Raw genomic sequence first — 19,942 nt, 5'->3', positions numbered from 1 at the left:
ATTAATCTCGGTGGTCGCGGATGATGGCGCTGAGCAGTTGCACGACGCCTGCCAGCATCAGCGTCATCAGGACGAACACCACGATGTTGTAGATTCGCCGGGGCTGGAGCGGATACTCCGGCCGGGTCGGGCTCTGCACGACCGCTACGTTCTTGAGCTTGCGCGTGGCCTCGATGCGCGCCTTCTCCAGCGCGCCGATCGCGGTCTTGTAGATGTCGAAGGCGAACTCCGCGGCGGCCTGCAGGCGGTCGTGTTCTTCCACCACGCGGTTCAGGCCGCGGCCCTTGGTCGAGACCATGCGGCCGCGCTGCTCCGCCATCTGGCGCTCGACCGCGGCGATCTGGGCGTCGATCTGCTGTATCGCCGGCGACTGCGGCGTGAAGACGTCCTTGAGCGAGTTGCGCTTGACGTGCAGTTCGGCCAGGGTGGCCTCGGCGTTGGCGACCACGGTGGACAGGCTTTCCACCTCGCCGCGCGGCGACACCAGGCCGTTGGCGTTCTGGTAGGCCACCAGCGCCTGGCGGGCTGCCTTCAGCCGTTCGCCCTGGTCGTGCACCTGTTTCTCGATATAGACCACCTGTTCGCTGGCGATCCGATGCGTCATCTCGTTCATGAAGCGTTCGCCGTCGGCGACCAGCTCCTGCGCGATGGCATGCGCCATCTCCGAGTTGTAGCCCTGCACCCGGATCACGAGGACGCGCGCGAAGTCGTCGTATTCAACGCTGACGCGTTTCAGGTAGTAATCATGGAAGCGTTCGAGCGAAGCATCCTCGAACCACAGGCGCGACAGCGGATCCCGGCCGTTGTCTGCGTAGTGCTTGCGCAGCCCAAGTTTGGCGTCGAGCTTCTTGAGCATGTCAGCCGACAGCAGGTACTCGCGCAGCAGCAGCAAGTCGTGAGGGGCGGTATTACCGATGAGCAGCGATGTGAAATCCGCCCCGTTGGCACCTATGCCGCCGCTGCGCTCAACCACGACTCGGGCCTCTGATACATACAGGTCTGATGCGATCACACTCCAGTACACAACGGCAAGCATGCACGCGGCTACGGCCACTTGCCAGATCCGGTTCAGGGCGTTTACTCGTATCAGGCGCCCGATCTGCCCTGCGGCGCCCGACGTAATCGTCTTCATCATGCTGGAATGCTGTCCCTGTACGCGTGCAGGGCCTCTTCAACGGAATCGAACCAGAGCGCCTGGCCCTGATGCAGCCAGACTGCCGACTGGCAGAAATTTTTAAGGGTGGATTCGCTGTGCGAGACCATCACCAGGCCGGCACGGCCGGCGAGGTCTTCGAAGGCTTTCTGCGACTTGCGCTTGAACGCTGCGTCGCCGACGGCCGTCAGTTCATCCACCAGGTAAGTATCGAAGTCGAAGGCGAGCGACATGGCGAATGCCAGCCGCGAGCGCATGCCCGACGAATAGGTCTTGACCGGATCCTCGAAGGCGTTATTCAGTTCCGAGAACTCGCGCACAAACTCAAGCTTCTCCGCCAGCGCGCCGTGGATGCCGTGGATGCGGCAGACGAACTTGGTGTTCTGACGCCCGCTCAGCGAGCCCTGGAATCCACCGCTCAGGCCTAGGGGCCACGACACCCGGCAGTTGCGGACGATGCTTCCGCGGTTGGGCTGGTCGATGCCGCCCACCAACCGCAGCAGGGTGGACTTGCCAGCACCGTTCGCGCCGATCAGCGCGACTCGGCCCCTCTCAGGAATCTTAAGCGTGACGCCCTGTAGCACCCACTTGGAGCCATGAGCGGTGCGATAACGCTTATGAACGTCGGTGATATCGATCATTGTGCGGTCAACCGGGTTGCATACCGCATGTGCATGGCCAAGCCAAGGAATACTGTGGCCAGCGCGCAGAAGGCGAGAAAACCCAAGCTGATATGCGCTTCTCCGTGGTAGGCGGCAAACCAGCCGCTGCGCATGGCTTCGAGGCCGTGTGTGATCGGGTTGACCAGCACCACCTCGCGCATACTGCGCGGCAGACTCGATACCGAATACATGACCGCAGAAAGAAAGTAGAGCGGCGTGAAGACAATGCGGATGACTTTACCCAGCCCCGGCAGAAGCGTCTCGATGACTGAGAACATCAGTCCCAGGCCCAACCCGAAAGCCCACAGTAGGAACGCCGCCCATAGGACGAGCAGCGGATCGGCAGGCCGCACGTCGATGCCGAGTAGCGCAAGGGCGGCGAGCAGTACGGCGCCGACGATGACATACAGGAAGGCCTCGACCGTGGCGCGTACCAGCACTGTGTCGACCGGTTGCACCTGGCGGTACGCGAATAGGGCTTGGTTAGCGTTGATGGCTTCCATTCCACGTTGAGCAATATTCCGTACGAGAAAGAAGCCCCAGACTCCAACGAAGACAAACACTTCAATGTTTGCGTCTTGCCGGACCTGATGCCGAATGACTCCGAACACCACCATCAGGAAAACGATGTGTGCGGCCGGCTCGAGCAGGATCCAGATCCAGGCCGCGCGCGCCCCCGCCAGGCGAGCGCTGGCCTCGCGCAGGAACAGTGCTCGCCATACGGAAACTGCGATGGAGACGTCCGACCGGACCGATGTCCGGCTCATTGCAGGCGGTCGCGACTATCTAAAATGTCGACGCGAAAGTGGACAAGGCTGCCCACTGCAACCGATTGCTGCCTGAAGGTGACCTGCGCCGCCCCTGGCATGACCTGATAGAGCATTCCCGCCATGGCACTTGCCCGGTGCAGACACATGCCCGCCACCCAGCGCCCTGCCACCGCCCGCTCAACGCTTTCCCGAACCGCTGCGCTCATTATCGGCTTCTGTTTTTTTGGTGACCCTGGCCGCTTTTCTGCGGCCACTTACTTTTTGCAGGGCGCAATAATAAGCGCCCGGGGCTCGGTACGCAACATCCGGTAACAAAATACCACTCCTCCCCCACAAGGGGGATGACGCCACTTGAACAGGGAGATTGTGGCTTTTGGTCGACCCTTCCGAGCTTAATGTGAGACCTATTGCTCACCCGGGAAGCCACGCGGCAGAAGGGTTCCGGGAATTATGTAACAAAAAGTAGGTAAATACCTGTTCCGGCGCAACACCACTAACTTTGCGTCAGATCAACATTTGAAGAGTTATATTCCACAATGTCCTTTATAAAATACATTAACAACCCAAAAATATAATCCCACAAAGTGGATAAACCTAACCTCCAATAAATCCGGCTCGGTAATTGTGCTGCGGCGGGGGCCACTCGTTTCCATAGAAACGAATTTGTTAATATATTTCCCGGGTACAGGGAACCGCGGTGGAAGAGCCGGAGCTTGTTTGGAAGGACTCAGCGGGGCGAGTAGCGGTGAACCGCGTGCAGAATGCATGCGCACCATTTGTCCGAGGTCCGCATCCGGCAATGCGCCGCACGGACGCTATTGGTGGCGGCGGTGAAACGAGCGCCAATTGCAATCGGATTCACATAGGCACATGGATCCGCGCCCGAACCATTGGCGGCCCGGTCAACGGCGGTTGCCGTCTGCCGCAACAAGGAGGACGCCCCGTTGCAGGGCGCCAACACTGCAACCTTACCTTGCCCTGGCGACCGCGCGGGTCAGGCTATCCGGTACCAGTAGCACTGCCCTTCCCCGACCTCCCGCACCGCCTCCCCCCGCGCCAGCAAGTAATTCAAATGCGCAACACTCTCCCCCGTCGCCATCCCCAGCAGCCCGCCACTCCCTGTAATCGGCCGCGAGAACAATTCCCCAAACACATCCACCGCCCGCCTGGGTTCGGCCAGCGCCCCGCGCAGCCGGTCCAGCGCCTGCATCTGGCTGGCGCGCAGATAGTCGATCCGCGCATGCAGGCCGCGGAACGGTTCGTTGTGCGCCGGCAGCACCAGCACGTCGTCCGGCACGGCGGCGCGGACCTTGTCGAGCGAGGCTAGCCAGTCGGCCATCGGGTCGGCGTCGGGTTCGGTGGGGAACACGGATACGTTGGACGAGATGCGCGGCAGCACCTGGTCGCCGGATACCAGCAGCTTCAGCGCCGGGCAGTACAGGCAGGCATGTTCGGGGGAATGGCCGGTGCCCACGATGACCTGCCAGTCGTGTGCGCCGATGCGGACGGTATCGCCGTCGGACAGCCGGCGGAAGCTCTCGGGCAAGGCATGCACATATTTGCCGAAGCCGCCGAAGCGGGTGCGGTACACCTCGATCGCCTCGTCGTCCCAGCCGGCCTTGCGATAGAACGCGATGGCGTCGTCAGGCGCGGCGCGGCCGGTGTCGGCGGCAAGCACGCGGCACATCAGGTATTCGAGCCGCGTCATCCACAGCTGGCAGTCGAACTTGCCGGTCAGCCAGCCGGCCATGCCGATGTGGTCGGGATGCATATGGGTGACGAACAGGCGGGTCAACCCGCCGTCCAGCGCGCCGCCTTCGGCGAACAGCGCGCGCCAGGCCTGAGCGGTTTCCGGGGTCTGCAGGCCGGCATCGACCGCTGCCCAGCCGCTGCCGTCGCGGATCGCCCACAGGTTGATATGGTTCAGGCCGAGCGGCATCGGCATGCGCAGCCACAGTACGCCGGGTGCGACTTCGCGCGCACGGCCGGGTTCGGGGGCGTCACCGCAGGGGTAGTCGAGTTCGGGCTTTTCGAGGGAGATGGGGGCAGCTGCGAGCGCGATGTCGGGGGATTGGGCGGTCATCGGTGTCTGGGCCGGTGGGCCGGCCGTGCTGTGCGCCGTGGCTGCGGGCAGCGATGCCCCGGCCCGGCTGCGTTCTGGATAGCTGACACCTTAGCCCAGATGGGCGATTCCTGCTACGCGCGCCCTGCCCCGCGTTGCGCCGCTTGCCACGCCACTAAGCTAGCGCCCCGGGGCCGGCAGCACCTTGCCCGGGTTGAGCAGGTTCAGCGGATCCAGTGCCTGCTTCACCTGCCACATCAGTTCCAGTTCCACCTGCGACTTGTAGCGCATCAGGTCGTCGCGCTTGGCCACGCCGATGCCATGCTCGGCGGAGATCGAGCCGTTTTCCGCGTGGGCCATGCCGTCAACCAGCGCGGAGACCGGTTCATACCATTGCGCCAGGAAGTCCCGCGCGGGCTCATCCTTGGGCCGCAGCGGATTGAAGTGGACGTTGCCGTCGCCCATATGGCCGTAGATCACCATGCGCGCATCAGGCACCAGTTCCCGCACCCGTGCCGACGCCTCTTCCACGAACGCGGCGATGCGCGACAGCGGCACCGAGACATCGCACTTGATGCTGCCGCCGGTGCGGGTCTGGGCGTCGGAGATCTCTTCCCGGATGCGCCAGAAGGTCTGCGCGTCGGACAGGCTGGCGGCCACGGCGGCGTCCAGCACCAGGGCCTGGCGGAAGCCCGATTCGAGGATCTCCATCAGCGTGGCGTTGAGGCTTTCGGCGTCGCTGCCTGAGGTCAGCTCGACCAGCACCATCCAGTCGTGCCCGCCCTGCAGCGGCGAGGCGACGTTGCCGAGGTATTCCAGCACCAGCTCCAGCGCCGGGCGGGAGACCAGTTCGAATGCGGTCACGGCCTGGCCGGACAGGCGCTTCGCCTCACCGAGCAAGGCGACGGCAGCGGCGGGATCCGGCACCGCGACGAAGGCCACGGCGCTGCTGCGCGGCTGCGGCATCAGCTTGAGCACGGCGCCGGTAATGATGCCGAGCGTGCCTTCCGCGCCGACGAACAGCTGCTTCAGGTCGTAGCCGGTGTTGTCCTTGCGCAGGCCGCGCAGCGACGAATAGATGCGGCCATCGGGCAGCACCACCTCCAGGCCCAGCACCAGGTCGCGCATATTGCCGTAGCGCAGCACCGCGGTGCCGCCCGCATTGGTCGACAGGTTACCGCCGATCTGGCACGACCCTTCCGAGCCGATACGCAGCGGAAACAGGCGCTGCTGCGCCTCGGCGGCGCTGCGCGCCGCGCTCAGCGTGACGCCGGCCTGCACGGTCATGGTGTCGTTGACCGGGTCGATGCCCAGCACGCGGTTCATGCGGCTCAGGTTGACGACCACGGCGGTGCCGCTGTCATCCGGCACGGCGCCGCCCATCAATGAGGTATTGCCGCCCTGCGGCACCACCGGCACGCGCTGCGCATGGCACCACTGCAGCACGCGACTGACTTCCTCCGTCGAAGCCGGCAGCACCACCACCTGGGCCTGGCCGCGATAGATGCCGCGATAGTCGGTGACGTAGGCTTGCGTATCGGCGTCGCCGCTGCGGCAGGCGTGGGCGCCGACAATGGCCTGCATCGCGCGCAAGGTGGTGTCTGGGGTCGGTAGCTCGGCGGTCATGGCGATAAGGCGAAGAAAAGTCGGGTCAGTACGCGGCGGAAGGCTTGCTGGCAGCAGCGTCCGCCTGCGGCTCGCGGAATGAAGCGGCAAGCTTGCGCGCGGCATTGGCGTACAACACCACGTCCACGCCCGTGGCCACGAAGGTGCAGCCCAGGTCGAGGTAGCGGCGCGCGAGCACCGGGTCTGACGTCAGCGTACCGGCGGCCTTGCCGCTGGCGATGATGGTGCGCATTGCGCCTTCGATGGCGGCCTGCACGTCGGCATGGCCGGGGCGGCCGCGGTGGCCCATCGAGGCAGCCAGGTCGGCCGGCCCGATGAAGACGCCGTCGACGCCGTCCACCGCGCAGATCGCTTCCAGGTTCTGCAGCGCGGTGACGGTTTCGGCCTGCACCAGCAGGCAGATTTCGTCGTCGGCCACATCGAGGTAGTTGCTGCGCGCGCTCCACTGCGATGCGCGCGCAATGGCGCTGCCCACGCCGCGGATGCCATTGGGCGGGTAGCGCGTGGCACTGACCAGCGCGCGCGCCTGCTCCGCGGTATCCACCATCGGCACCAGCAGGCTGCGCGCGCCGATATCCAGCAGCTGCTTGATCAGCGGCACTTCGCCGGCCACGGCGCGCACCACGGGCTGGACCGGATACGCCGCCACGGCCTGCAGCGCGTGCAGCGTCGAGCGCAGGTCGTTGGGCGCGTGCTCGCCGTCGATCAGCAGCCAGTCAAAGCCTGCGGTGGCCGAGACTTCGGCCAGGTACGGTGTCGCCATCGACAGCCACAGGCCGATCTGCGCCTGGCGCGCGGCCAGTGCGGTCTTGAAAGGATTGTTTGCGGGCATGGGGATTTCCTGGTGCGAAGAGGATGCGCCGGGCGCTTCAGCCTAGCAGGCCCTGGCAAAGGTACTTGGTATGCATGTAGTCGTCCAGCCCGTGGCGCGAGCCCTCGCGCCCGTAGCCGGATTCCTTGACGCCGCCGAACGGCGCCGCCTCGGCCGCGATCGCGCCTTCGTTGATGCCGACCATGCCGGTCTCCAGCGCCTGCGCCACGCGCCAGATGCGGCGGATGTCGCTGGAGTAGAAATAGGCGGCCAGGCCGAAAGGGGTGTCGTTGGCGTCGCGGATCACCTCGGCTTCGTCGCGGAAGCGGAAGATCGGTGCGACCGGGCCGAAGGTCTCTTCGCACGACAGTTCCATTGCCGGCGTGGCATCGACCAGCACCGTCGGCGCGTAGTAGTGCGGGCCGTCGGCGCTGCGCACGCGCTTGCCGCCGGTGACCACGCGCGCGCCCCTGGCGACCGCGTCCTCGACATGGCGCGCAATCTTGTCGACGGCGCGCGCATTGATCATCGGGCCGATCTGTGCGGCGTCCTCGGTGGCGGGGCCGACATGGAGCGCGCCGACGCGCTGCGCCAGGCGTTCGACGAAGGCGTCGTGCACGGCATCATGCACGTAGACGCGGTTCGGGCACACGCAGGTCTGCCCGCCATTGCGGAACTTGGATGCCATCAGGCCATCGACCGCGGCATCGAGGTCGGCATCGTCGAAGACGATGAACGGCGCGTTGCCGCCCAGTTCCAGCGAGAGCTTCTTCAGCGTCGCCGCGGATTCGCGCGCCAGGTGCTTGCCGACCGGCGTGGAGCCGGTGAACGTGACCTTGCGCACGCGGCTGTCTGCCAGCCAGGCGTCGACCACGCCGGGCGTGTGCTCGCGCGAGGCCGTGACGATGTTGATCACGCCCGCCGGCACGCCGGCCTGCTGCGCCAGCCACGCCAGCGCCAGCGCCGTCAGCGGCGTGTCTTCCGCGGGCTTGGCCACGACCGTGCAGCCGGCTGCCAGCGCGGGCGCGATCTTGCGGGCGATCATCGCCAGCGGGAAGTTCCATGGCGTGATGGCCGCGACCACGCCTACCGGCTCCTTCAGCACCAGCAGCTTGCGGCCCGGCACGGCCTCGGCGACGATGTCGCCGCAGATGCGCGTGGCTTCCTCGGCAAACCACTCCACGTACGAGGCGCCGTACTGCACCTCGCCGCGCGCCTCCTTCAGCGGCTTGCCCTGTTCGGTCGAAATGATGCGCGCCAGGTCTTCCTGGTGGTCAAGGATCAGCGCATGCCAGCGCTTGAGCAATTGCGCGCGTTCGCGCGCGGGCCGGCGGCTCCATGCCGGGAACGCCGCCGCCGCGGCGTCGGCGGCAAGGCGGGCGTCGCCGGCATCGCTGTCGGCCACGTTGGCAAAGGCCTCCGCAGTGGCCGGATCGGTCACGGCAAGGCGCGCGCGCAGGCCGGCATCGCGCCACTGGCCGTCGATCAGGTTCTGGCTGCGCAGCAGCGCGGGCTCGGAAAGCTTCAGCATCGATGTCTGTGGAAAGAGATTGGTGGCGCGCTCAACTGACGATGCCGAGGTGCCAGGGCACGAACTCGTTGTCGCCAAGGCCGAGCAGCTCGCTCTTGGTCGGCTCGCCCGAGGCAGCGCGCAGGATGTGTTCGAAGATCCGCTGGCCCATCTGCGGCACGCTCAGTTCGCCGTCGAGCACCAGGCCGCAGTTGATGTCCATGTCTTCTTCTAGCCGGTGGTACATCGCGGAATTCGAGGCCAGCTTGATCGTCGGCGCCGGCTTGGAGCCGAACATCGAGCCGCGCCCGGTGGTAAAGCAGATCAGGTTGGCGCCGCTGGCGATCTGGCCAGTAACGGCGACCGGGTCATAGCCGGGCGAATCCATGAAGACAAAGCCGGCCCGGTCGATCGGCTCGGCATACTCATAGACCGCCTGCAGCGGCGTGGTGCCGCCCTTCATGGCCGAGCCCAGCGACTTCTCGAAGATATTGGCCAGGCCGCCCTGCTGGTTGCCGTGGCCGACCACGCCGTTGAACTGCGCGTTATGGCCCGCCGTGTAGCGCTCCCACCAGGCAAGCCGGTCCAGCAGTTTCTGGCCGACTTCCGGCGTGACCGCGCGGCGCGTCAGCATGAATTCCACGCCGTGGATCTCCGGGGTCTCGGACAGGATCGCGGTGCCGCCATGGCGCACCAGGATATCCATGGCCGCACCCAGCGCGGGGTTGGCGCTGATCCCGGAAAAACCATCCGAACCGCCGCACTCCAGCCCTATCTTCAGGTGGCTGGCGGGCACGGGCTGGCGCACCGCGGCGTTGGCCGCCGGCAGCATCGATTCGATGGCGCGGATGCCGGCCGCGATGGTGGCGCGCGTGCCGCCGGTATCCTGCATTACCAGCGTATGCACCGCGGGCCCCGGCTCCAGGCCTTGCGATGCCACCAGCGAGTCCACCTGGTTGCGCTCGCAGCCCAGCCCCACGATCAGCACGCCGGCAAGGTTGGGATGGCGCGCATAGCCGGCCAGCGTGCGGCGCAACACGTCGAAATGCTCGCTGGGCGACGACATGCCGCAGCCGCTGGTCTGCGCAAAGGCGACCACGCCATCGACATTCGGGAAATCGGCCAGCCGCTGCGGCGTAAAATACGCCGCAATCTGGCGGATCACGGTGGACGAGCAATTGACCGACGACAGGATGCCGATGAAGTTGCGCGTGCCGACGCGGCCATCCGCGCGCACAAAGCCGTTGAAGGTGGCGCGCTGCGCCTGCGGCACGTAGTCGACCGGTCGCACGTCCTGGCAGAAAGCCGGATCGCGATAGAAGTCGACCAGCGTCAGGTTGTGCGCATGCACGTGGTCGCCCGGCGCGATATCGCGCGCGGCCACGCCGATGACGGTGTCGAACTTGCGCACCGGCGTGCCGGCCGCGATGGCGCAGGCGGCGATCTTGTGGCCGGCCGGCACCTGCGCGCGCACGCGCATGGCGGGATCGGCCAGCTGCTGGCCCAGGCCGAGGTCGCTGCGTGCGACCAGCACGTTATCGTTCGGGTGCAGCCGGATGACGGGATTGGAGTTCACTGGGTCTTGGGCTTCTCGGGCCATCAGCTTTGCTGCAGCAGTTCTTTCAGCTTGAGGCGCTGGATCAGCTGGGTTTCCTGTTCATAGACGCTGGCGACGTACTTCTTGTAGTCGGGCCCATCCAGGTACATCACGGGCGCGTCCAGCCGCGCCGCGACCTGCCTGAACTCATTGCTGGCGACCGCGGCGCGGAAGGCGTCGCGTAGCTTTTTCTCGACGGCAGGCGGCAGGCCCTTGGGCGCGCCGATGCCGTTGGGGGCTTCCACCACCACGTTGTAGCCCAGCTCCTTGAGCGTGGGCGTGTCCTTGAAGCGGGTCGCGCGCTGTTCGCCCCAGGTCGCCAGCAACCGCAGCTTTCCGGCTTCGACGTGTGGCGCCCATGAGCTGGAATCGGCCAGCAGCTCCACCTGCCCGGCCAGCACGTCCTGCAACGCGGCCGCGCCGCCCTTGTAGGCGATGGCATTGAACTGGATGCCCGCGGCCAGCGCGAACTGCTCCATGCCGACATGGGTGGCGCCGCCGATGCCGGCGTGCGCATAGGTGATCTTGCCGGGGGTGGCCTTGGCAGCGGCAACCACATCCTGCAGCGTCTTGTAGCGCGAGTTGGCCGGCACCGCGATGCCGAAGGTCTGACCCGAGGTGCGTGCCAGATAGGTCAGCTCGGTGCGCGGGTCCAGCTGCAGCATGCCGAGCTGGGAGAACCGGGTGACCGAGATCGGGATCTGGCCGATGGTATAGCCGTCCGGATTGGCGCGCGCCAGCGCCTTGGTGCCGATCATGCCGGACGCGCCAGCGCGGTTCTCCACCACGATCGACTGCTTGAGGATGCCGCCGGCCACCTGGCACAGCGCGCGCATCGACTGGTCGGCGGTACCGCCGACCGGCCACGGGCAGATAAAGGTGATGGGACGCTCGGGGTACTGGTCGGCCAACGCGCGCGTGGCGGGCAACAGTACGCCGGCGGCACCCGCGGCGGCTCCGATGAGCAGGCGGCGGCGCTTGGCATCGATGGGGAATGCTTGAGTCATTTGCGGGTGTCTCCGATGTTTTGATTATCGGCGCGGCCGGCGCTGCCGGCCTCGTCATGCCCGCATTCTGTCGGCGCCCAGCATAACAATCCAATCGCAAATTGGCATTGCTTCATAACCTTCTGGTTAGCTAGACTGCGGGCATGGTACAGATCGACCGCGCGTTGCGCTCCAATATCAAGCTGCGTCACCTGCAACTGCTGGTGGCGCTCGACGAGTTCCGCCATCTCGGGCGCACCGCGGAGTTCCTGTCGGTGAGCCAGCCAGCGGTGTCCAAGGTGCTGACCGAGGTCGAGAAGATGCTGGGGCTGACGCTGTTCACCCGCTCCACCCGCGGCACCGAGCCCACGCCCGCCGGCGAATCGCTGGTGCGCTTTGCGCGCTCGGTGCTGGCGCAGTACGAACAGACGCGCGACGAGATTGCCGCGGTACAGAGCGGCGCTTCCGGGCGCATCCGCGTGGGCTCGATGGGTGCGGCACTGCCGGTGCTGCTGGCGCAGGCGGTAGGCGCGCTCAAGCAGCGCCACGCGCATGCCACCGTGCTGGTCGAGGAAGGCGACCTGACCCACTTGCTGCCCAAGCTGCGCCTGCGCGAGCTGGACCTGATCGTGGGCCGGCTGGAGCCCGGCTATGCCGCGCCGGACCTGCTGACCGAAGCGCTTTATGAAGAGCGCATGGTGGTCGTGGTGCGGCGCGGCCACGAGCTGGCACGCAAGACACGGCCAGGCTGGGCCGATCTCGCCGCGATGCCGTGCGTGCTGCCGCCGCCGTGGGCCTCGTTGCGGGTGAAGATCGAGCAAGCCTTCTTCCGCCACGGCCTGCATCCGCCGCAGGACGTGATTGAGACCTCCTCGTACCTGGCCCAGGCCACCTTCATCGACCAGCGCGGGGCCGCCGCCTTCATGGCCGCATCGGTCGCCATGGCGATGCAGGAGGAAGGCCGGCTGCAGGTACTGAAGATGGAGGTGCCGGTCGACCTGCCACCGGTGGGCATCATCACGTTGCGCGAACGCGCGCCATCGATCGGCACCGACCAGTTGGTGGCGTGCCTGCGCCAGGCGGCTCCGGCGAAGCCCTAGCCCCCACCACGCGCCACCAGCACCGGCACCGAAGTAACCAGCAGCGCCACGCCCGACACGGTCAGCAGCGACAGCACGATCTTGCGGAACGTAGCCTCGCTGATACCAAGGTAAAGCCGGGTGCCCAGCAGCGTGGGCACCAGCATCGCCGGCGCCACCACCAGGAACATGGGCAGCATGTCGCGCGTGACGATGCCCTTGCCGACATAGGCGGCCATGGTCATGGCCAGCGTGGCGAGGTTGAAGTTCTGGATCACGGCGCGCTGCTCGTCCTTGTCGAAGCCGCGCAGCGTGCACCACAGCGTGGGAATCACGCCGGTAAAGCCGCCGATGCCGCCCATCACGCCGCCAGCGGCGCCGGCCATGCCGTCGGCCACGCGCCCGCCCACGCCGATATGCGGCAGCCGCCGCGCCATCAGCATCACCGGGCACCACAGCGTCAGGAAGGCACCCAGCACCGCCTTGAACCACTGCGCATCGAGCAGCGGCAGCACCGCCACGCCCAGCGGGATGCCGGCCACGCCGCCGGCAACGAACGGCCACAGGCGCCGCCACGACAGGCCGCGCCGCACCGACGCGGCCGCCAGCAACTGACCCGTGAGCGCACCGAACACCGTCATCGCCGCAGCCAGCCGCGGCTCGATGGCCCAGGCCCAGAACGACATCGCCACCATGCCGAAGGCAAAGCCGGACAGGCCCTGGACGAAACCGGCCACGGCGGCGCCGGCAATGACGATTAGCAAGGTGGAATCGAAGGGCACTGGGAAGGACGCTAGAGGCGGACGATGCAGGGCGCATAACTATGCACTTCCCTGCCCGCGTTGTCAGCCCTCATCCCTGTTGCAACGCGCCAATCTGATACGGTGTTTTTCCCCGGACTTGATTCTGTTCCGCCTGCCGTGGGTCCGCTACGATCTGTGCATCGGCAATGGCCAGCGCGGCGCCACGACGGTCGCGCGCCCCGAAGGTGCGGCGATATGTCGCCCGGCTGCCACCGGGCCTGACGCTGCCCTTTGCTGCGCGCGCGGCGTACACTACGCTTACCGCACGCGCCTGCGCCCCCGCGCCCCCGGCGCGCTCCTGCCCACGGGTCGAACTGCCAGGGACTCTCCAAGGCGGTCCGCATCCGTCCAGGGCATGCGCCAGGCCAGCGCCACGGAGAACACGACATGTTTGGTTTGACCGCGCTCGACCTCGCCCGCATCCAGTTTGGCTTCACCATTTCCTTCCACATCGTCTTTCCCGCGATCACCATTGGCCTGGCCGCCTACCTGGCGGTGCTCGAGGGCTGCTGGCTGCGCACGCAACGGCCGCTGTACCGCGACCTCTACCACTTCTGGTCCAAGATCTTTGCCGTCAACTTCGGCATGGGGGTGGTGTCTGGCCTGGTGATGGCCTACCAGTTCGGCACCAACTGGAGCTTCTTCTCCGAGTTTGCCGGCAGCATTACCGGACCGCTGCTGACCTATGAAGTGCTGACCGCCTTCTTTCTGGAAGCGGGCTTCCTCGGCGTGATGCTGTTTGGCTGGAACCGGGTCGGCCCGGGGCTGCATTTCTTTTCCACGGTGATGGTGGCGCTGGGCACGCTGATCTCGGCCACGTGGATCCTGGCCTCCAACAGCTGGATGCAGACGCCGGCGGGCTTCGAGATCATCGACGGCCGCGTGGTGCCCACCGACTGGTTCGCCGTCATCTTCAATCCGTCGTTCCCGTACCGCCTGGCGCATATGAGCGTGGCGGCGTTCCTGGCCACGGCGCTGTTCGTCGGCGCGTCCGCGGCCTGGCACCTGCTGCGCGGGCGGGACAATCCGGCCATCCGCAAGATGCTGTCGATGGCGATGTGGATGCTGCTGATCGTTGCACCGATCCAGGCGGTGATCGGCGACTTCCACGGCCTCAATACGCTCAAGCACCAGCCCGCCAAGATTGCCGCGCTGGAGGGGCATTGGGAAAACAAGGGCAACGAGGCCCTGCCGCTGCTGCTGTTCGGCTGGCCTGACATGGCGCGCGAGGAAACGCGATTTGCGGTCGAAGTGCCGCATCTGGGCAGCCTGATCCTGACCCACAGCTGGGACGGGCAGATCCAGGGCCTGAAGGAGTTCGCGCCGGAGGACCGGCCCAATGCCACGATCCTGTTCTGGTCGTTCCGGGTGATGGTGGGCCTGGGGCTGCTGATGATCCTGCTGGGCGTATGGAGCCTGATATTGCGGCGCCGAGACCGTATCTACCGCGTACGTCCGTTCCTGCATATGGCCTTGTGGATGGGGCCCGCAGGCGTGATCGCCATCCTGGCCGGCTGGTACACCACCGAGATCGGCCGCCAGCCGTGGGTGGTGTACGGGCTGCAGCGCACCGCGGATGCGGTGTCGCCGCACGGCGTGCCGGAGCTGGCGACCACGCTGGCGATCTTCGTGGTTGCGTACTTCTTCGTGTTCGGCGTCGGCATCGCCTACATGATGCGGCTGGTGCGCAAGGGCCCGCTGCTGGAAGAGCCCAAGCCGCATGGCGGCCCTGGCCGCGAGCATACGCCGGCACGCCCCCTGTCGGCCGTGGATGACGATGAAGTGCTCGCCCCCACCCCCACCGCAAGCACCCGGAGCTGACACCATGGGCATCGATCTCTCGCTTCTCTGGATCGTCATCATTTTCTTCGGCGTGATGATGTACGTGGTGATGGACGGCTTCGACCTGGGCATCGGCATGCTGTACCCGTTCGTGCCCGACCGGCATGACCGCGACGTGATGATGAACACCGTCGCGCCGGTCTGGGACGGCAACGAAACCTGGCTGGTACTGGGCGGCGCGGGGCTGCTGGCCGCGTTCCCGCTGGCGTATTCGGTGGTGCTGAGCGCGCTCTACCTGCCGTTGATGCTGATGCTGCTGGGCCTGATCTTCCGCGGCGTGGCGTTCGAGTTCCGCTTCAAGGCCAATGACCGCGAGCGCCCGGTGTGGGACGCCGCCTTCATCCTCGGCTCGGCCACCGCCACGTTCTTCCAGGGCGTGGCGCTGGGCGCCTATATCGACGGCATCAAGCTGGAGGGCCACCGCTTTGCCGGCGGCCCGCTCGACTGGCTGGCACCGTTCCCGCTGTTCTGCGGCGTGGGCCTGATCGTGGCCTATACCGTGTTGGGCAGCACCTGGATGATCATGAAGACCGAGGGCGACCTGCAGCAGCGCATGATCCGCCTGACCGGCACGCTGGCGTGGCTGCTGCTGGCGGTGATCGCCGTGATCAGCCTGTGGACGCCGCTGACCCATCCCGAGATTGCGGAGCGCTGGTTCAGCCTGCCCAACCTGTTCTGGTTCTCGCCGGTGCCGATCCTGGTGGCGCTGTGCATGGTCATGCTGATGCGCGCGCTGCGGCGCGAGCCCGATATCTCGCCCTTCCTGTATGCGCTGGGCCTGGTGTTCCTGGGCTACAGCGGGCTGGCGATCAGCGTCTGGCCCAATATCATCCCGCCGGGGATCTCGATCTGGGAGGCCGCGGGCCCGCCGCAAAGCCAGGGCTTCGCGCTGGTGGGCGCGCTCTTCATCGTGCCCTTCATCCTGATGTACACGGTGTGGGCCTACTACGTGTTCCGCGGCAAGGTCCGCCACGGCGAGGGCTATCACTGATGGGCGCGCCGCACACGGACAGCGGCACCCGCACCGGCACCTGGCTGCGCCGCGTCGGCTGGCTGGTGCTGATCTGGGCCGCGAGCGTGGCAGCGCTGGGCGTGGCCGCGTGGGTGCTGCGGCTGATCATGCGAGGCGTCGGCTTCCACAGCTGACGCCCCGCGCACCGCTGAATGGGCCTCAGAGCTGGACCGAAGCCTCGCCGATGCCATCGAACGCCACCGTCACCAGGTCGCCGGCAGCAGCATCGAGGATGCCGACCCAGGTGCCGGTAGTGACCACCGTGCCGGCCTCGACGCGGGCCCCGTCGCGCGTGGCATGGCGCAGCCATTCAGCCAGTCCGTAGGCCGGATCGCCCAGCGCATGGGTGCCGCGGCGCTCGAAGGTCTGCGTGCCGATCTGCACCAGGCAGCGCTGGCTGGCCCAGTCGCGCGCGGCATAGTCGCGCCACGCCCCCAGTACCAATGCGCCATGCGCCTGCAGATCCGCCAGCTTCAGCAAGGCGGGTGCCTTCATGTACTGCTGCCAGCGCGAATCGACGATCTCGATGGACACCGCCATCGCCTCGACCAGTGCAGCCGCACCCGCGTAGTCAAGGCTGGCGGCTTGCGCCGCGTCCACGCCCTGCCTCAGCCGCAGCGCGATCTCCGCCTCGATGCCGCGCCATGTAAAGGGCCACTCGCCGGCGTTGGCTGGGCTGTTCCAGACCCCGGCCGCCGGCAGACGCGCATGGGTCAGCGTGGCTTCGCGCGAGGGGCCGCCGGATTTCCAGTACGCGGCGCCGGGCGCTTGCCAGCCCAGTGACTGCGCGACGATGGCCTGCACCGCGTAGGCCTGCTCGGCGTTCGCGAGCGCCGTGGCGAATGCTTGCGCATCGGCGCAGCGGTGTTCGCGCCGCCCGCTGAGCAAGGCCTGGGCGACGCGGTCGATATCGGTGGTTGTCATGACTTGGGTGATTCCTTTTGGATCAAGAATATTGCCTGGCAAGCCGCGCCCGCACACTGGCGGGTGCAGCAGGCTTCAGGAAGCGCTGGCGTTGGCCGTCTCGGCGCGGACCTCGCGCTGGCCATCCGCGTCATCGTCGGTCTCGCCCATGGCGCGGCCGAAGGTTTCCGGCGCGAACTGCACCGCCAGCGCAAACACGCCATACATGGCCGCCAGCATGCTGAACATGCCGCCGACGCCGTAGGTCTCGAACACGCGCCCGCTGACCAGCGGCGTCAGGGCCCCCGCCAGCGTGCCAAGCGCCAGGATCAGCGAGGTGCCGAACGCGCGCACATGGGTAGGATACTGTTCCGGCGCGAAGATCCAGATCGAGGTATTCAGCAACACCACGCAGAACGTAAAGGCCGCGCCGAACAGCAGCACCAGCGCCACGTTATACGTCAGGAAACCGAAGCACAGCCCTGCGGCGCAGGCCAGGCCCGCGCCGACGGTCAGCACCCGCTTGCGCGGGATGTGATAACCGCCCTACTACCGCCTGAACCACCAGATCCATGACCGCATCAACCTGGCGGCGCGCAATGCGGCGCAGCGCCAGACCTCCTGTCGGTGAACCGGCGGCTGCAGGCGCTGCGCTTTCGCTCCAACTACCGCAAGCCCAAATGGGACAGCGCCATCCATGACCATGAAGAGATGCTGGCGGCACTCGAAGCCCGCGACGGCAAGCGCATGGCCGATATCCTGCGCCAGCACCTGCTGGACAAGCGCGACGCCGTGCTGTTGATGCAGGCTGGCGTGGGCGACGAAGCCGGCGGCACGCCGCAGGCCTAGCCCGCACTTGCCAGCACCGCCTCAAGAATCCGAATAGCCCCATCAGCATTCTTTGCCCCGCTGTCACCACGGTGACAACCCCGCTTCTTACTCTGCGAGCGCATTGCGGCACACGCAATCCACCGCGCGGCCATTGCCGCCGGCGCACAACAACGCAGATGAACAGGGGAATGAACGATGGCAGGAAACCTTGCACCGGGCTGGCTGGCGGGAATGGGGCGCGCGCGTGCGCTGGCCGGCACCGTTGCAGTCATGCTGGCCGCGACGCTGGCAGGCTGCGGCGGCGAAGACAGCGCGCCGTCCGGCGCGCCCAACGATACCGACACCAGCAAGCCTGCTCCGGCGCCTGACCGCGCCAGCGGCCCGCGCGTGCTGCTGGTCGGCGTCGACGGCGCCACGTATGCGCAGGTGCAAGGCGCGGTATTGCGGCGCGAGCTGCCCAACCTGGCCAGCCTGAACCTGGTGCCGACCGCCACCGGCGGCATGCCCGGCACCATTACGGCCCAGCCCACGCTCGACGCGCCCAGCTGGGCCACGGTGCTGACCGGCGCCTGGGCCAACCGCCATGGCATCGACGACGACACCGGCAGCACCGCACTGCGCGCGCCGACCGTATTCCACTACCTGCGCGCAGCCGGCAAAGCCGGCGGGCAGCAAGGCGCGGTGGTCAGTGCGCCGGCACTGCCCGTGCTGCTCAAGACCGACCAGGAAGCCGGCGTGCTCGATACGCTGGTCGATTGCGCGGACGTCGACCGCTGCGTCACGCAGAATGCCGTGCGCCAGGTGCAATCCGGCTATGGCGTGGTGTTCGCGCAGTACAGCGCCCCGGCACAGGCCGCGCAAGCCAGCGGCTTCGGCAACGGCGCCTATGCCACGGCGCTCGGCGAGACCGACCAGGCGCTGGGCGAACTGCTCGCCGCCGTGGCCGCGCGGCGCCAGGCGCAGCCGGGCGAGGACTGGCTGGTGCTGGTCACCACCAGCCACGGCCTGGATGCCACCGGCGCCACCACCACGGTGCCGACCGTGGAGAACCGCACCGCGTTCCTCGCCACCAACAAGAGCCTGAACAGCGCGCTGGCCCGGCCCGGCGCCCCGGCCCCCGACACCCCGGCGGACCTGTCCGCGCTGCCGACCGAAGCCGATATCGTCCCGACCGTGCTGGCACACGCCGGCGTCGCGCTCGACCCCGCGGCAACGCGCCTCGACGGCTCCGCGCTGACCACCAGCACAGCGGGTGTGCGCGCCGTCGGCGCCAGCATCAGCCAGTACAACGACGCCATCACGCTGAGCTGGCAGAATCCGAGCCCGGCCTACGGCGTCACGCGCGTGCTGCGTGACGGCGTGCAGATCGCCGCGCTGGGACCCGAGGTGCGGACCTTCACCGACAAGGCCTTCGACATGCCCACGGGCCTGTACCAGTTCAACTACACGCTGGTGCGCAACGACGTGCCGGTGTCGTACCTGGCGCAGATCCACTACGTCAAACCCGTCACGCTGATGCCGTCGTTGCTCACTGGCCTGGCGTCGTATTTCAGCCTCGACAGCAAGCCGTTCGCCGACGCAAGGAACGCGGCCACGCTGGGCCCGTGGGTGGCAAGCCTCGACGGCGGCACGCTCGCCGCCGACAACTTCGGCCGCCAGTCGCTGCAGCTGGACTCGCGCATCGACAGCTACCTGCTGAAGCACAACGCGGCCGATATCGCGCAAAGCCCGCAGTTCACCATCGGCCTCTGGTTCCGCACCGACTGCAGCCAGGGCAACGGCACCGGCGAGCCGATCCTGTCGAACAAGAACTACATCTCGGGCGGCAATGCCGGCATCGCCATCGCCCTGTTCGGCAGCTGCGAGATCCGCTTCAACCTGGGCAGCGGCAGCGGCAAGCGCGACGACATCAACGGCATGAAGGTATCGGCCAACCAGTGGGCCTACCTGGCGCTGTCGGTGGATGCAGCGGCGAAGCGCTTCAGCGCCTATGTCGTCGACCCGGTGCTGGGCCTGCAGAAGACCGAGAACAAGGCGATCGCCAATACCGACGTGACCAAGCTGGTTGGCCTCGGCACCGGCTGGGGCGTCAACGACGATGCCACCCACAACTACGTCGGCAACAACCCGGGCGCGCTCAAGGGCGTGATGGGCCTGAACGACCTGGCGATGTGGACGCGCGTGCTGACGCTCGACGAGCTGAAGGCCATCACCGGCGCACGCCAGCCGCTGTCGACGCTGAACCCCTGAATCCCCGAATCCGGCAGCGCCCCGTTTCCCCGGCGGAAACGGGGT

The 19,942-nt window shown here is 67.0% G+C and carries 18 protein-coding genes and 1 pseudogene; 6 read left to right on the top strand and 13 right to left on the bottom strand.

From position 1 onward, the window contains the following. Position 1 precedes the first annotated feature (1 nt). From U9J39_RS12495 to U9J39_RS12450, 10 genes are all read right to left on the bottom strand, one after another. Positions 2 to 892, bottom strand: coding sequence for a chain-length determining protein (locus U9J39_RS12495; protein ID WP_326347174.1), 891 nt, complete (start codon positions 890 to 892; stop codon positions 2 to 4). A 239-nt stretch (positions 893 to 1,131) separates the two neighbouring features. After that, on the bottom strand, positions 1,132 to 1,794 hold the full coding sequence (locus tag U9J39_RS12490) for an ABC transporter ATP-binding protein (protein WP_326347173.1): 663 nt from the start codon (positions 1,792 to 1,794) through the stop codon (positions 1,132 to 1,134). After that, a complete protein-coding gene (locus tag U9J39_RS12485) occupies positions 1,791 to 2,582 on the bottom strand; it encodes an ABC transporter permease (RefSeq protein WP_326347172.1) in 792 nt (263 codons plus the stop codon). Before U9J39_RS12485 ends, U9J39_RS12490 begins: the two co-directional genes overlap by 4 nt. Further along, on the bottom strand, positions 2,579 to 2,791 hold the full coding sequence (locus U9J39_RS12480) for a hypothetical protein (RefSeq protein ID WP_326347171.1): 213 nt from the start codon (positions 2,789 to 2,791) through the stop codon (positions 2,579 to 2,581). The genes U9J39_RS12485 and U9J39_RS12480 overlap by 4 nt, the downstream gene beginning before the upstream one ends. A 788-nt stretch (positions 2,792 to 3,579) precedes the next feature. Next, a complete protein-coding gene (locus U9J39_RS12475; RefSeq protein WP_326347170.1) occupies positions 3,580 to 4,668 on the bottom strand; it encodes an MBL fold metallo-hydrolase in 1,089 nt (362 codons plus the stop codon). 159 nt (positions 4,669 to 4,827) lie between these two features. Next, entirely contained in the window at positions 4,828 to 6,273 is a 1,446-nt protein-coding gene (locus U9J39_RS12470; RefSeq protein ID WP_326347169.1) for an FAD-binding oxidoreductase, read from the bottom strand. A 25-nt stretch (positions 6,274 to 6,298) separates the two neighbouring features. Beyond that, positions 6,299 to 7,105, bottom strand: coding sequence for a 4-hydroxy-2-oxoheptanedioate aldolase (gene hpaI, locus U9J39_RS12465; RefSeq protein ID WP_326347168.1), 807 nt, complete (start codon positions 7,103 to 7,105; stop codon positions 6,299 to 6,301). Positions 7,106 to 7,142: 37 nt separating this feature from the next. Next, positions 7,143 to 8,615 carry an NAD-dependent succinate-semialdehyde dehydrogenase gene (locus tag U9J39_RS12460; RefSeq protein WP_326347167.1) on the bottom strand — a complete coding sequence of 491 codons (1,473 nt, stop codon included), beginning with the start codon at positions 8,613 to 8,615 and terminating at the stop codon, positions 7,143 to 7,145. A 31-nt stretch (positions 8,616 to 8,646) separates the two neighbouring features. Next, positions 8,647 to 10,194, bottom strand: coding sequence for a UxaA family hydrolase (locus tag U9J39_RS12455; protein WP_326347166.1), 1,548 nt, complete (start codon positions 10,192 to 10,194; stop codon positions 8,647 to 8,649). Then, positions 10,194 to 11,198, bottom strand: a complete 1,005-nt coding sequence (locus U9J39_RS12450; RefSeq protein WP_326347165.1) for a tripartite tricarboxylate transporter substrate binding protein — start codon at positions 11,196 to 11,198, stop codon at positions 10,194 to 10,196. Before U9J39_RS12450 ends, U9J39_RS12455 begins: the two co-directional genes overlap by 1 nt. A gap of 143 nt (positions 11,199 to 11,341) precedes the next feature. Here U9J39_RS12450 and U9J39_RS12445 point away from each other — a divergent pair, with 143 nt between their 5' ends. Next, positions 11,342 to 12,277 (top strand): LysR substrate-binding domain-containing protein, encoded by a 936-nt coding sequence (locus tag U9J39_RS12445; RefSeq protein ID WP_326347164.1) that lies wholly within the window; start codon positions 11,342 to 11,344, stop codon positions 12,275 to 12,277. Here the strand turns inward: U9J39_RS12445 and U9J39_RS12440 are convergent. Further along, positions 12,274 to 13,038, bottom strand: coding sequence for a sulfite exporter TauE/SafE family protein (locus U9J39_RS12440; protein ID WP_326347163.1), 765 nt, complete (start codon positions 13,036 to 13,038; stop codon positions 12,274 to 12,276). The two genes, U9J39_RS12445 and U9J39_RS12440, sit on opposite strands and share 4 nt — an antisense overlap. Positions 13,039 to 13,446: 408 nt before the next feature. On the opposite strand from U9J39_RS12440, the gene U9J39_RS12435 reads away from it, so the two are divergent. The 3 genes from U9J39_RS12435 to U9J39_RS12425 are packed head-to-tail and all read left to right on the top strand — an operon-like array spanning position 13,447 to position 16,047. After that, entirely contained in the window at positions 13,447 to 14,880 is a 1,434-nt protein-coding gene (locus U9J39_RS12435; RefSeq protein ID WP_115713387.1) for a cytochrome ubiquinol oxidase subunit I, read from the top strand. Positions 14,881 to 14,884: 4 nt separating this feature from the next. Then, positions 14,885 to 15,892, top strand: a complete 1,008-nt coding sequence (gene cydB / locus U9J39_RS12430) for a cytochrome d ubiquinol oxidase subunit II (RefSeq protein ID WP_326347162.1) — start codon at positions 14,885 to 14,887, stop codon at positions 15,890 to 15,892. Beyond that, positions 15,892 to 16,047: a DUF2474 domain-containing protein gene (locus tag U9J39_RS12425; RefSeq protein ID WP_115713389.1), complete on the top strand. Its 156-nt coding sequence runs from the start codon at positions 15,892 to 15,894 to the stop codon at positions 16,045 to 16,047. The genes cydB and U9J39_RS12425 overlap by 1 nt, the downstream gene beginning before the upstream one ends. A 25-nt stretch (positions 16,048 to 16,072) precedes the next feature. On the opposite strand, the gene U9J39_RS12420 is transcribed toward U9J39_RS12425, so the two are convergent. Together U9J39_RS12420 and U9J39_RS12415 are read right to left on the bottom strand one after the other, a co-directional pair. Then, positions 16,073 to 16,837 (bottom strand): fumarylacetoacetate hydrolase family protein, encoded by a 765-nt coding sequence (locus U9J39_RS12420; RefSeq protein WP_116314325.1) that lies wholly within the window; start codon positions 16,835 to 16,837, stop codon positions 16,073 to 16,075. Between the two features lie 75 nt (positions 16,838 to 16,912). Further along, the gene (locus U9J39_RS12415; RefSeq protein WP_373429565.1) at positions 16,913 to 17,335 is read right to left on the bottom strand and encodes a hypothetical protein; all 423 of its coding nucleotides are present in this window, start codon (positions 17,333 to 17,335) and stop codon (positions 16,913 to 16,915) included. 22 nt (positions 17,336 to 17,357) lie between these two features. Between U9J39_RS12415 and U9J39_RS12410 the strand changes: the two are divergent. Together U9J39_RS12410 and U9J39_RS12405 are read left to right on the top strand one after the other, a co-directional pair. Further along, a pseudogene (locus U9J39_RS12410) lies at positions 17,358 to 17,665 on the top strand (FCD domain-containing protein); the annotation flags it as partial. A 177-nt stretch (positions 17,666 to 17,842) separates the two neighbouring features. Next, complete coding sequence (locus U9J39_RS12405; protein WP_326347161.1) at positions 17,843 to 19,897, top strand: LamG-like jellyroll fold domain-containing protein; 2,055 nt, start codon at positions 17,843 to 17,845, stop codon at positions 19,895 to 19,897. The last annotated feature ends 45 nt before the right edge of the window (positions 19,898 to 19,942 follow it).

The sequence above is a fragment of the Cupriavidus sp. SS-3 genome (assembly GCF_035818815.1).
Taxonomy (GTDB): Bacteria; Pseudomonadota; Gammaproteobacteria; order Burkholderiales; family Burkholderiaceae; genus Cupriavidus; species Cupriavidus taiwanensis_C.
Note: the sequence above shows the minus strand (reverse complement) of the source record. Positions and strands in the feature narration are given on the sequence as shown.